Annotated in this window: 12 protein-coding genes; 11 read left to right on the forward strand and 1 reads right to left on the reverse strand. The window is 37.0% G+C overall.

Annotated elements, in window-relative coordinates; all coding sequences use genetic code 11:
- Positions 1 to 7 precede the first annotated feature (7 nt).
- The gene (locus tag ACSYSF_RS02540) at positions 8 to 526 is read right to left on the reverse strand and encodes an HdeD family acid-resistance protein (protein ID WP_489868158.1); all 519 of its coding nucleotides are present in this window, start codon (positions 524 to 526) and stop codon (positions 8 to 10) included.
- A 216-nt stretch (positions 527 to 742) separates the two neighbouring features.
- On the opposite strand from ACSYSF_RS02540, the gene ACSYSF_RS02545 reads away from it, so the two are divergent.
- The 11 genes from ACSYSF_RS02545 (at position 743) to ACSYSF_RS02595 (ending at position 13,914) form a co-directional block, all read left to right on the forward strand.
- Positions 743 to 3,058 carry a glycoside hydrolase family 31 protein gene (locus tag ACSYSF_RS02545; RefSeq protein WP_489868159.1) on the forward strand — a complete coding sequence of 772 codons (2,316 nt, stop codon included), beginning with the start codon at positions 743 to 745 and terminating at the stop codon, positions 3,056 to 3,058.
- Positions 3,059 to 3,252: 194 nt separating this feature from the next.
- Entirely contained in the window at positions 3,253 to 3,582 is a 330-nt protein-coding gene (locus ACSYSF_RS02550; RefSeq protein ID WP_489868160.1) for a hypothetical protein, read from the forward strand.
- 85 nt (positions 3,583 to 3,667) lie between these two features.
- Positions 3,668 to 5,152: a hypothetical protein gene (locus tag ACSYSF_RS02555; protein ID WP_489868161.1), complete on the forward strand. Its 1,485-nt coding sequence runs from the start codon at positions 3,668 to 3,670 to the stop codon at positions 5,150 to 5,152.
- A gap of 146 nt (positions 5,153 to 5,298) precedes the next feature.
- Complete coding sequence (locus ACSYSF_RS02560) at positions 5,299 to 6,378, forward strand: CDP-glycerol glycerophosphotransferase family protein (RefSeq protein WP_491737240.1); 1,080 nt, start codon at positions 5,299 to 5,301, stop codon at positions 6,376 to 6,378.
- 168 nt (positions 6,379 to 6,546) lie between these two features.
- Positions 6,547 to 8,181, forward strand: a complete 1,635-nt coding sequence (locus ACSYSF_RS02565) for a C39 family peptidase (protein ID WP_489868163.1) — start codon at positions 6,547 to 6,549, stop codon at positions 8,179 to 8,181.
- An 11-nt stretch (positions 8,182 to 8,192) separates the two neighbouring features.
- Positions 8,193 to 8,633 carry a hypothetical protein gene (locus ACSYSF_RS02570; RefSeq protein WP_489868164.1) on the forward strand — a complete coding sequence of 147 codons (441 nt, stop codon included), beginning with the start codon at positions 8,193 to 8,195 and terminating at the stop codon, positions 8,631 to 8,633.
- 154 nt (positions 8,634 to 8,787) lie between these two features.
- Positions 8,788 to 10,164, forward strand: a complete 1,377-nt coding sequence (locus tag ACSYSF_RS02575; RefSeq protein ID WP_489868165.1) for a GH25 family lysozyme — start codon at positions 8,788 to 8,790, stop codon at positions 10,162 to 10,164.
- Positions 10,165 to 10,337: 173 nt separating this feature from the next.
- The gene (gene map / locus ACSYSF_RS02580; RefSeq protein WP_489868166.1) at positions 10,338 to 11,120 is read left to right on the forward strand and encodes a type I methionyl aminopeptidase; all 783 of its coding nucleotides are present in this window, start codon (positions 10,338 to 10,340) and stop codon (positions 11,118 to 11,120) included.
- 30 nt (positions 11,121 to 11,150) lie between these two features.
- Positions 11,151 to 11,774, forward strand: a complete 624-nt coding sequence (locus tag ACSYSF_RS02585; protein ID WP_489868167.1) for a sugar transferase — start codon at positions 11,151 to 11,153, stop codon at positions 11,772 to 11,774.
- Between the two features lie 115 nt (positions 11,775 to 11,889).
- The gene (locus tag ACSYSF_RS02590; protein WP_489868168.1) at positions 11,890 to 12,525 is read left to right on the forward strand and encodes a YveK family protein; all 636 of its coding nucleotides are present in this window, start codon (positions 11,890 to 11,892) and stop codon (positions 12,523 to 12,525) included.
- 12 nt (positions 12,526 to 12,537) lie between these two features.
- Complete coding sequence (locus ACSYSF_RS02595; protein WP_489868169.1) at positions 12,538 to 13,914, forward strand: O-antigen ligase family protein; 1,377 nt, start codon at positions 12,538 to 12,540, stop codon at positions 13,912 to 13,914.
- The last annotated feature ends 2 nt before the right edge of the window (positions 13,915 to 13,916 follow it).

Consider the following 13,916-nt stretch of genomic DNA (forward strand, 5'->3'; position numbering starts at 1 on the left):
GTTCATACTAGAACGAACGAACAATTTGGTTAATACCAAATAGAATTAGATAAAGGCCTAATAATGAAATGGCAACTGATACGGCATAGGCCGGCTTGAATAATAGGATGATTCCTAAGACAAGACCAATGACAGCGATTATAAGTGCTAGCCAATGGTATGACTTGCGGTTGTTGCGCAAGAAACGGGTTAACCAAAGCTCAAACAATGAATCAATGATGAACCAAGCGGCAATTGAAATCCAAATGATTGTGCTGCCAACACTTGGTATGAAGAAAATTAGGATTCCAAACAAAATGTCGATAACACCACTAACTGTCCACCAAGTACTATTGAAGTTTAAACTTCGGGCAACATTACGTAATTCAAATATTTTGAAAATCCCCTCAATGATGGCAGAAATTGCCATGAAGCTCACAATTGTTGCTAATGAAAAGATTGGATTACGAAGTGCTAGTACACCGACGATAATAGTTAAGATACCAATAATAAATGAAAACGGATCAAAACGATTCTGCTCATACATAAGATGTAATCCCTCCTAGGTTTGAATAAATATGTTCATAATAGTCTCATAACACACCTAATGTAACATATAAAAACAGTTTTGTAATATTTGCTGACGAGATTATATAAATCCTTAACATGCGGGTGGTTTGTGTTTCTTTGTGTAAACGTTTACAATTATTTTTGTGGGGAATTAATAGACAATATATCAGACAAAATAGGAGGCATTATTTTCATGGGTAGTAATATTATTCAAGGTGAAAATTATCGATTTACGTTGTTAACGGATCGGTTAATCCGTTTGGAATATGCACAAAACGGTGAATTTGAAGACCAAGCAACCCAACTAGTGCAGAATCGTGAATTTGGTCCAGTTGAATACACAACAAAAGAAAACAATGATGGCCATTTACTAGAAATCGAAACGAAGTATTATCATCTTTATTATGATGGTGGTGAATTTGCGGCAAGTAACTTATGGATTGATGCGAAATATCAATATACGTTGCATGATAGTCGTTGGTATTTTGGTGAAGCGGATAATGGTAATTTAGGCGGTACGTATGCAACGCTTGATCTTGCTGATGGTGAAATTCCAGTTGATAATGGGATTATGAGTCGTAATGGCTATGCTTATTTAGATGATACGGATTCATTTGCGATTGCTGATAATGAATTTACACCGCGCGTACCTGAAGAAGTGGATGGGTACTTTTTCGCGTATGGTCGTCAATATCAAGAAGCGTTGACTGATTTTTATAAGTTAAGTGGTCAGACACCCATTTTGCCAAGATTTGCATTAGGAAATTGGTGGAGTCGTTATTATAAGTACACGCAAGATGAATACTTACAGTTAATGGCCGATTTTGATCAAGAACGCGTGCCAATTAGTGTGTCGGTCATTGATATGGATTGGCACCGTACAACGGATGTACCTGCACGCTTCGGTAGTACATGGACTGGTTATTCATGGGATAGGAACTTGTTCCCTGACCCAGTTGCTTTTTTGACTGAGTTAAAAAGGCAACATCGTCATGTGACAGTTAATACCCATCCGGCTGGTGGTATTCGTGCCTTTGAGGACAGTTATCCAGCAGTTGCTAAGCGATTAGGGTTGGATGTAGAGCATGAAGAACCCGCACCATTTGATTTAGACAATCGAAAATTTAGGGAAGCATATTTTGAAGATGTCCATCATCCATTAGAAAAGCAAGGAATTGATTTCTGGTGGATGGATTGGCAACAAGGTACCAGTCGTAACAAGGAGAAGGTTGAACCATTATGGAATTTGAATCATTATCATTATCTAGATAATGCCAAGTCACATGATGGTGAAGGCTTGATTTTGTCACGTTATGCCGGTCCTGGTTCACATCGTTATCCAATTGGTTTTTCGGGTGATACGTTTATTACATGGGCATCGTTGAATTTCCAGCCTTACTTTACTAGTATGGCAACAAATATTGGTTATACATGGTGGAGTCATGATATTGGTGGTCATATGAAGGGTAGTTTTGATCCTGAATTGGCGTTGCGTTGGGTCCAATATGGTGTCTTTAGTCCGATTAATCGTCTACACAGTTCAGATAATCCATTTTCTGGTAAGGAACCTTGGAAGTTCCGAGCAGATGTCCGCCAATATATGGACAATTATTTGCGCTTGCGTAATCAATTAGTCCCTTATTTGGATAGTGCCAATATTTTAACTAATTTGCAGAGTAAAGCTTTGGTTGAACCAATGTATTATCAATACCCAGATAATGAAGAAAGCTATCTATATAAGAATCAATATTTCTTTGGTAGTCAGTTAATGGTTGCACCGATTACGACACCACAAGATCAAACAACCAACACTGGAACAGTTGAAGTTTGGTTGCCAGCAGGTCAATGGATGGACATCTTTAGTGATGTTGTTTATCAAGGTGATGCAGATGAAGACCAACCGATTGTTTCAAGTACGATTTTAGAGGGTCAGTATAAGACGGGCGCAACCACAGTTAAGCTTTCACGTACATTGGCCAACATTCCGGTATTGGCCAAATTAGGAGCCATCGTGCCAATGGTTGCTGATCCAATGCAAGATATTACCGTATTGCCTGAGGTGGTTGATGTCCAAGTCTACGGAAATGCTGCTAATACGTATACGATGTATGAACATGTCGGTCATGCAATCGCTAAGACAATAATTACCATTAGTGATGGTCATTTTAAGACAGTGATTGATGATCCAGATGGTATTGTACCAGTAGATAGGATGTATCGTTTCAAGTTGCATGCCTTCACACTTGATGGTCAACAAACATTTGATGTGAATGGTGATGGTGAAGTGACTGGTCAAGTGCAAGATGATCACCAACAAAAGCAACGTGCCCGTCAACAATTAATTAATCAATTGCAAGGGGCTGAGATTCCTTATGAAGAGAAACGTGAAATTTTAAAGAAAATTGATAATCAAGATATCACATCAATGAAATTAGCTACTTATGCGCAAACATTAAGTGATGCTAACTTACAAGCTATGATTGTTGAGTATGCAACAGTCATCCAATAATGCATTTGATGATGAAAGGGTAAGAAATATAAATTCTTATCCTTTTTGTTATGCATGATAGTGTTCATTTATGGTATATTAATTATATATAGTTTAATATTTTAGCTGTTCCGTGAATTTTATATATGGAACGTATTATAAATTAAACCATTTTGATAGAAATTTTTACTAGAGCTAAAAGGGGAAGGCTTTTAATGAAGAAAAGCAATCGACGTATCGTTATCAAAGAATCATCACAATTACAACAATCAGCGAATTTTGCCGTGACCGTCTGGCTAGTTAGTTTTATCAGTCGGCATTTTATTAATCATCAACAATCCAAAAGATTAATGTTGCTTGATATTTTTACGGTTAATGAAACAATTACTTTATCTAATGGTAAAGTATTGCCAACTTATATGAATTATTTGGTGTGTGGTGTGACACCGACTGTTGTAACGATTATGCCACTTGATAGTGTTGATAATGAACCTTTTAAAGTGGCACGTAAAGTACTTAAGCGTAAAATCAGTAAAGATATGTAGAAAGTTAAATAATACACGAAATTATGGATGCCATGCTAAAATGAAGTCCATAATTTTTTTATTAAATAAAGTGAGGAGGTTACCAATGACATTAATAAAAAGAAGTTGGTTAGTGTTGATTATAATTTTTATGAGCCAGTTTTTCTTGGTAACCGCCATTCATGCCCAAGATCGTGATAATCAAATGCATGTTGATTTAAAACAGGATGTGCAGTTAAAGCAAGGTGATGACACAATCTCTGGTAAGATAATTGCACCAAATTCAAATGATATGAGGCCCTATCAATTAGTAATCAAAAATAATCGTGAAACTTTATTAAAGAAGACTATTCAGTTAAATCGTTCATTTTCTGCAGAATTAAAACGACATATTCAATCACGTGATCAGTTAACCATGCAATTGCAAAGTCAAACTGGTCAGATTGTGGTGGGCGCGACAAGTATTAAGCTGTCCAATTGGCGTGTTTTAAATAAACCGAAAACAAAAATACAAACGACTAATTGGGGGAACGTCTTTCAAAATAGTCGGTCAGCTATCAAGAAATATCGGGTGACGTCAGCACCAGATACAGGTTTGTCTTATTTAAAAAAGCCAAACTATATTAAGAGTCACCGCAATGTGACAACCTTTAAAGAGAATGATCGTTCAGTAAACAATGAGGTGAAACAGTATCAAACGGCCTTATTATTACCAACAATATCGACAAAGCTCGTTAACTGGCAGTTGCCACAAGGAAGTGCGCTTAATGGCCGTTACTTGTATGTCATGTATGAATCGCAACAACATAAAAATCGTGGTCGGATTGTGCGTTATGATATTGAACAGCTTAAGGCATTGGACATTTGGCAAAATGGTGGTGATGATTTACGCCAATTAGAAAAGAAAGTGAATGATCATCATATTGCAACGACTGCTGATGAACGGTTATTGCAGACAATTACTGTTGGACCGGAATTCAAAATGGGTCATGGACAGGCGGTTTCATTTAATGCACAAGATAATAAATTGTGGTTTGTGTCATTAAAGAAGCATTCTCGTCAACAAAGGCTTATGCAGGTTGATTTGCAAACATTGTATCCAAGCAATCGGTATAAATTTGTTTTTAAAGATAAGCAAACACAGCAATCATTTCATGGTGAGCAAAATTTGAGTATCGATAAGGTTGGGAACATTGGGATTGTGGGGATGATTTCTGATAAAACAAAGCAGAATTTGAAAGCTAAAAATGTTCATGCTGGTGATTTAATGATGTATCACGGTCATATGGTGAATGGTAAGCTACAAATGAAAGTATCAAATACTGTTGTACGGCAAAAGCCAGGCTATTTTGGTCAATTTTTGTCGATTAATAATCAGAATCAACAACTAGCGTATCTAACCGATGGTGCCTATTATGGTATACCAGCAGCTAAATGGGCGAATGGTACTTTAAAAAATGAAGATATTAGTAGCGCTGTATATACTAAGAGTTACAATACACGTGAATTTGAATCACAGGTTTGGGATGAACAAGGGCATAGTTATCTAATTATTAATCGTGGTGCAGAAATAATGCAAGGTGTTAAGTAACAAGTTGTCAAATTACGACATAAAAACACATATTTTTGCTATAATAAAACCATTAAACTTCAAGGGTATATGGTAATAAAATGGGTCGAGCACAAAAAATAAAGAATCGAATTAAAAATTCGTCGTTCTTTGGAATGAGCTATCTCATGGGCACGTTGGTACTTGTTAAATTTTTACAATTATTTATTAGACCAAATGAAAAGCAGATATTATTCATTTCATATAGTGGACGACAATATTCAGATACACCAAAAGAGGCATATAATATGTTGCGCACGGATCCAGAATTTGCGGATTATGAATTAGTGTGGGCATTTAACAAGCCTAAAATATATAAGCAACCAGAACTTGGTCGAAAAGTGTCATCCAATTCACCGACATTTTTCTATCATTTATTAAAGTCAAAGTATTGGATTGCCAACTCGAGTATTGATCGGTTAATTCCTTTTGAACATAAGCGACATGTGTACATTCAGTTTTGGCACGGCATTCCGCTTAAATCGTTAGGACATTCTGAAGTTGGCTTGTCAAAATTAGTTCAATATTGGTATGACCACGTTCAGTTTGATTTTATGTTTACGTATAGCGATTATGACCTAGAGAAATTTAAAGAAGTTTTTCCACGAACGAAACGGTTTGTGCGGTCTGGGCAACTGCGCAAAAACATTGTGAAACGGTATGAGCGCAACATTACACCAGAACGGATTAAATATCAGTTAGGTATTGAGTCAGATAAACCCGTATTGCTGTACTTGCCAACGTTTAGAGGGTATGAACCGAAAGAACAAACAAGTTTGACGGCAGCTACATTAGCTAAGCTGTCTAAAAGATATACTGTAATTTATCGTGGTCACTACTTTACAGAAGATGCTGCGCCAGGACAAATTATTACAGCGCAAAATTATTCATTATATAAACTGTTTATGATTGCTGACACATTGATTACCGACTTTTCGAGTGTGTTCTTTGATTTTTCAGTTTATGGTAAAAAAGTTTATCTATTTCAACCAGATGTGAATGAATATCGTGTTCGTCGTGGCATGTATTTAGATGCTGAGCAAGATTTGCACTTGCCAGTTGCGTATTCGGAAGTTGAGTTAATGCAACTGTTGCAACGTGATGATTATGATTATCAAGTTTTGGTTGACATTAGCGAAAAGTATAATCCACATGATGGGGATGAAGCTGCAGCTTCGTTAAAGAATATTTTGACGCACTTAGATTAATAAAAGTCGGCTGAGTGAAATTCAGTCAGCAAAGCAAGTAAGGAATTAAAGATTTCCTTGCTTGCTTTTTATTTGAATTAATTTTTTCTATTATAACAATTTTTGAACCATATTTTGGACATGATTATGTTATATTTAAGGTATTAATAGAATTGGGGTAAGTAAATCATGAAGGGGAATCGTATTATAAATAGTGCATTGGTCTTAGGGCTTGGCTTGTTTGCCGGATCAGCACTAACAACACAAACAGTTAATGCTGATGATACACAAAGCACAGCTAACAGCGCTGTTATGACGCAAAGTGAATCTGCTGATGAAACAACGGCAAATATTCAAAGCAGTGACGTTACGCCAAGTACACCAGCAGCTAGTTCAAGTTCTGTAGTTAGTGCGGAAACTAGTAGTGTGGTTGCACCTTCAGAAAGTAGTGAAGACACACAGAATAGTTTAACGCGTAATGTGACACCACGTGCTAATGTTAGTAATAAGACTGGTTATATCAACGTACCCGGTGTTGGTTGGCGCTGGTTAGAAAAGGGGCAAAATTATACCGGTTTCCGTAAGTACATGGGAACGTATTATTGGTTCCAAAATGGTGTGCGCCAAGAAAACCAATGGGAGACAGCCTGGGGTAATAAATATTACGTTGGTGCAGATGGCCGTGCCGTACAAGGTATCGTGACAATTGATGGTGAACGTTATAACTTTGGTAATAATGGCACATTCTACTTACGTGGTAAAGTGGCTAAGCCATCATCAACAGCTAATAAAACGGGTTACATCAATGTGCCTGGTGTTGGTTGGCGTTGGCTAGAAAACGGTCAGAATTATACCGGTTTCCGTAAGTACATGGGTTCATATTACTGGTTCCAAAATGGTGTACGCCAAGAAAACCAATGGGAAACAGCTTGGGGTAATAAGTACTATGTCGGTGCTAACGGTCGTGCAGTGCAAGGAATTGTAACTATCGGTGGTGAGCGTTATAACTTTGGAAACAATGGCACATTCTACTTGCGTGGTAAAGTGGCTAAGCCTTCTCCAACTGCACATAAGACAGGTTATATCAATGTACCCGGTGTTGGTTGGCGCTGGTTAGAAAATGGCCAAAATTATACTGGCTTCCGTAAGTATATGGGCTCATATTACTGGTTCCAAAATGGTGTACGTCAAGACAATCAATGGGAGACAGCTTGGGGTAACAAATATTACGTTGGATCAGATGGTCGTGCAGTGCAAGGAATCGTAACCATTGCTGGTAAAAAGCACAATTTTGGTACGAACGGTACTTTCTATGAGCGTCCTATGCCAACTCGTGTAAATCGACCAACTTACTTTTCACAATGGGACAAGCGTTGGGCGAATACTTGGTTAAGTGGTGGTACTTTTGGTGCAACTGGTTGTGTGCCAACTAGTGCAGCAATGGTTCTTAAGGGATCATATGGTGTCAATGTCACACCACGTCAAGTTGGTAATCAAGTGTCACATTTCCACGAAGCGTATGGTGCTTCAGGTCTTGATTTGCAAACAATGCTTCATGCATATGGTCACTCAGCACAAAGTCTATCAACACCAAATGCTGTTAAGAATGCGCTAAAGCAAGGAAAGCCAGTTATTTTTTTTGTTAACGTAGGTATTGGTCACGCAGTTGTGGGTTATGGTTACAGCCAAGGTAAAACAGAAATTTTGGATCCATACAATCAACAATTCTATAAAGGTTGGAACAGTGTCGATGGCGTCCTAGGTCGTCTATCACAAGATCCACAAGATTGGGATGCTGGAACGCCTGCCTTTGCAATTAATTAAGGTGAGACAGAATGAAAAATAAACGAAATCTTTGGTGGTTACTACTAATTGTTGTAGTCATTGTTGCTGGTATTTATCTAGCACAGAGTTCATTTTCTAATTCAAAAAGTCAGCACAATCAAGATACACAACAGCAATCAAGTAAATCTAGTCAAAAAAAGCAAGCAACTTCTAAGCAAAGGAGTCAGTCTGAAATGACTAGTTCTTCAGATCAAGCAACATCATTATCAGGTGATCAAGAATTAACATTGGATTCATCACAGAGCAATTCAGCGGCAGGAACAAATGATACATCAAATTCAGATGTTGATATTCAAGCAGCACGCATTCAGTTGTATCAAGCCGGTATTGATTCATCATCAATTAATGATGCAACGATAGCAGAATACTGGCAGCAAGCTAAAACACAAAACATGGATTTTGCTGAGTATGTAAAATCACAAATGCAATAAAGTAATTGACTAAATTTTTGTTAATTAAAAAATAGTTATTCATTTATGCTTAGCTTAGTATAGTATTCTTAGAAAGCACTTGTGCACAGTGCCAAGATTTACTATATCTGAGAAAGCAGACAATTAATTACGTGATGTAATTAAGGTATTTAAAATGAATTACTTTAAAAAGTTAATGTTCATCTTTATGGTAGGTATTGGTAGTTTTGTTGCGTTTGTTGAACATGCATCAGCTGATGGCGTACCTAACGTTACAGCAGGAGAACCCAATAAACCGCGAATGGATTTGGTTGATGTTTCTTCTTGGAATAAAGTTATTTCAATAGCTGATTTTCAAAAGATGAAATCGTATGGTGTGCGAGGCGTGATTGTTAAGGTAACGGAAGGTACTTACTATATAAGTCCAGTTGCACAAGCACAAATTGACAATGCACGTGCTGCGGGGATGATCATTTCGGTATATCATTATGCGAAATATCAATCGGTACAAGAAGCTAATCAGGAAGCTGATTATTTTGCCGCACAAGTTAAAAAACTTGGGTTACCGGCTTCGACAGTTTTAGCAGATGATTTGGAAGATGCTCAGACGCAGGTTGGGGATGTGACCGCACATGCGCAAGCATTTCGCCATCGTTTACAAGCGTTAGGTTATCAGCGTCAAATGTTGTATACAGCGCCGTATTATATTTCACAAACTAAACTAGATATTAATTCATTTGGTAATCGTGATATTTGGATGGCATCGTATCCATATACGCCTTCAAGTGATCATCTTTGGCATCAACAATATGGTGCATGGCAGTGGAATTCTAATACTAATTTCCCAGGTGTTACCGGTGTCTTTGATGTGTCGATTGATTATGGCTCAAAATTTTTAGAAAATCCTTCATCATCGGTGGTGCCGGTTGATACAAATTTAAATCATGATCAATCAGTCCAAAAGCCTAAGCCTACGAAATATCAAGGATATGTAAACGATGGTACTGGTTGGTATTGGTATGAAAACGGCCAGCGGTTTACTGGCTTCAGGTACTATATGGGAACATATTACTGGTTTACTAACGGTGTTCGTCAAGAAAATCAATGGCAAACGGCCTGGGGTCATAAGTACTACGTTGGTGGTGATGGACGTGCTGTGCAAGGATTACAAATTATCAACAATAAACAATATTACTTTGGTAAGAATGGCACTTATTATTTACGGACAAATCAAACACTAAAAATTGCCGGGCAAATTTACCTGGCTGACACAAATGGTGTTTTGACGTTAGGAAAGCAACCACGACAAGGTTACTTAGCGACGTCTAACGGTTGGCGTTGGTTTGAAAAGGATAAGTTATTTACTGGTTTTAGGTTCCATATGGGAGCATATTACTGGTTTACTAACGGTGTTCGTCAAGAAAATCAATGGCAAACGGCCTGGGGTCATAAGTACTACGTTGGTGGTGATGGACGTGCTGTGCAAGGTAAACATAAAATTAACGGTCGCATATATAATTTTGGAAATGATGGTACTTATTATTTACGCTAACTATAAGGTATAGCTGATAAATTTACTTAAGGTTCACTTATGTATGCTTGAAAGATTGAGACATATTTGTTCTCAATCTTTTTTTAATTAAAATTAAAATTTACCAAGAATTACGTAATTAAGCGTATAATGTGAGTAGCTAAACTGAGTTAAGAAAAGTAGGTTGAAAATAAATGATTACAATAAAATCACAACGAGAAATTGAAGGCATGAAAAAGTCAGGTGCCATTATTGCAGGTATGCATAAAGGCCTTCGTGACTTAATTAAGCCAGGAATTTCAACGTGGGAGATTGAAAAATTTTGTCGTCAATATATTGAAAGTCATGGTGGCCGAGCTGCTCAAATCGGTTTTGAGGGGTATGAGTATGCAACAACTGTATCTGTGAATGATGAAGTTGCACATGCATTTCCACGTAAACATCTGTACTTAAAAGAAGGTGACATCGTCAAAGTTGACACAGTTGTTGACTTAGATGGTTACTTTTCTGATTCAGCATGGTCATATGCTGTTGGTCAAGTTTCTGATGAAGTACAGAAATTGATGGATGTTACTAAGAAGGCCTTATATATTGGGATTGACCAAGCCCAAGTAGGTAACCGAATTGGTGATATTGGTGCAGCAATTGACCAGTATGTAAGCAAAGAAAATGGCTATGGTAACGTACGTGAATATGTCGGCCATGGTATTCAACCAACAATGCATGAAGAACCGGCTATTCCACATTACGGTGTTGCTGGTCATGGGTTACGATTGAAGCCTGGTATGACAATAACGATTGAACCAATGGTTAATCTTGGTGGTTGGAAAGTGCATACTTCAACAGAAGATGGCTGGACAGTTACAACAGAAGATGGTTCTTGGTCAGCACAATATGAACATGTAGTTGCAATTACAAATGATGGTCCAAAAATTTTGACATCACAAGATTCAGAGTACGATGCAAAGTATTTATAATGCTTTGTTGATTGAAAAGGAGTTTTTGATTTGTCAGAGAAGAGTTATAAATTTGCAAAACGCTTTCTAGATATTTCGGTATCATTATTTGCTTTAATTATTTTATCGCCAGTATTTTTGATCGTATCGCTATTTTATTTATTTGGTGATAATAAGGGACCAGTTTTTTATCAACAAAGGCGTATTGGTATGAATCACAAAGAATTTGGTATTTATAAATTCCGTTCGATGGTGGTTGGTGCTGAAGAAAAGTTATATGCAAACAAAGAATTGTATGCGAAGTTTGTCGAGAATGGTTATAAATTACCAACTGAAGAAGATCCACGCATTACGAAGTTTGGTGCTTTTTTGCGTAAGACATCAATTGATGAATTGCCACAATTTATCAATATTTTAAATGGTGAGATGAGTATTGTTGGCCCACGACCAGTAGTGGAAAAAGAACTTGTTGAATATGGTGATAATGTTGATAAATTTTTATCAGTTAAGCCGGGTGCAATGGGTCTATGGCAAGCTAGTGGACGTAGTGAAATACAATATCCTGAGCGTGCCGAATTAGAAATTGGATATGTAGACCAAGCTGATTTATGGTTTGACTTTAAAATTTTGTTTATGACAGTCATTGCTGTTTTCAAAGGTGATGGCGCTATGTAGCATATAAAACTATAAAACTCGCTTTTTCTCATGTATAATTGTGATTAGCGAGTTTTATTTTTTGAACTGATTAAAAGTTAATCAGAAATTTTTAGTTTAAAAAGGAATTATTAAAATGGAAAATCAATTTACGGTTACTGATTTATTTAAGCATTTGTTACGCAATGCTTGGTGGATTATTATTTTGGGAATTATTGGCGCTGTAAGTATGTACTTTGTTAATAAACAACCTTCATCAATTAATGTAAGTGCTACACGAACGATGTATGTTGGAAAAATTAAGAGTGATGCAAAAGATCCAAATTCTCAAGTAACAGGAAATTCATGGATGTTGAAAACATATCGTGAAATTGGAAAAGATCGGACTATTATTGATCCAGCAGTTAAAACTTTGAAGCAACAACACGTGAAGGTGACAGGTAACGAATTACGTCAAATGTTGACGTTGTCATCACCTGATAGCACATTGTTAATTAAAGCTAAAGTTTCTGGTGTTGATAAGGGTAAAAAGGCCGTTAAAATGGTTAACGCTTATACAGATTCATATGCTAAGAATGCACCAAAGTTAGTATCTGATATGCCACAACCCCAACTAATGTCTACAGCTAAAACTGCGCAAACTGCAACAATTGTTTCAGGTGGTTCACCAAAGAAGGCAGCTCTATTTGGCTTAGTTGTTGGTGTAGCAGTAGGAATTGTTTTGGCATTCTTTACCGGCATTTATAAAAATATGAAATCATCAAAGAATTAAAAGGAGTAATATATGATGTCTTGGTTAATGCCATTTGCGATACTTCCAAAGACTTATACCTATTTCTTCTTTGACTCATTTGCCCAAATTGCGGTTGTTATTTTTGGAATGTATATATTAGGTAAACTATATGTACAACCACAATTGCTAAATACAGTGTTGCCTAAAACAAATACGCTACGTATTTGGGGAACATTTGTTGTTGTACAACTAGGTCTGATGGCATATCAGTCGGTGAAACTAGGTAACAGCCAGCAAACATATGGATTGTTGCATAGTTTGGTATCATTTATCCAAATGATTTTGGTTATTTGGATTGCTTATACAGTCCAAAAGATGGCTATTCAATCATATGATGATGCAAAAAAGTTTGCTAAAGGCACTATTTGGACAGTTGTTGGTTATTCAATTATCGTACTTTTGCCACAAATTTTGTTTATACTAGGGCAGACCTATTTTAAGCCAGTTGTAAACCTTATTGCTAAGTTATTTGAACGTCATTGGTTAGATCGTGATTTTTATAATAATGGTAGTTATGTAGCGACGCTGTTCCGCTTGAATGGTTTAGAACCAGAAGCTTCGTTTTTGGCACTATTACTAGGATTAGCATTCGCACCGTTGTTGTTGATGATTATTCAAGAACCAATCAAATCTTTTAAAACACATCGCAAATTATATGTGTTGTCATGGGTCATGATAATTTTTATGGCTGGTGTATTAATGTTGGCTAAGACGACAACTGGCTTTTTGATTATTTTTATTTTGGCACTATTATATTGGCTTATGGCGCCAAAAAAGCAAAAGGCCTGGTTGTTTGGTTTAGGTGTGCTAGCCATATTGGCCGTAGCGTTGGCTTATGTTGCAATACCATCTGTAAATGAGTTGCTTAATCGTTGGTTATTCGAAAAAGAAGGAACTGATAATCGATTAGGTGGAACGATTGGTCTAATCGGGGCATGGTTAAAGCACCCGTTGCTTGGTGTTGGTTACGGTTATGAAGGACCTTATATTGTCCAAAACTTGCCTGAATGGTCAAAGAATAATTATGAATATATGGCAGTCTATAAGCACCAATCTTATCCAATCCTAAATGATGTGTTTGGCTGGTTAGCACGCTATGGTTTGGTATTTATGGCAATGGGTGCATGGCTATTAATTGGTTTGATTAAGCGTGCCTTTAGGGTGTTGAAGTCATTAGGAAATCTTGATAACGACGAACATATTGTCTTTTATCGTGTTGTTATTAAAGCATTTCTGGTAACAGTTATCGCTACTTTGCTAGTTGCTGCAGTAACACCAGCTAATGCAACGTCGTGGCCAATTTTGCTAATGTTGTTCTTCTACTGGCGTGTTATTCATTTGGCTGAAGATGAAGTTAATGATAGGTGAGG

This window comes from Weissella sp. ESL1139 (assembly GCF_058506735.1).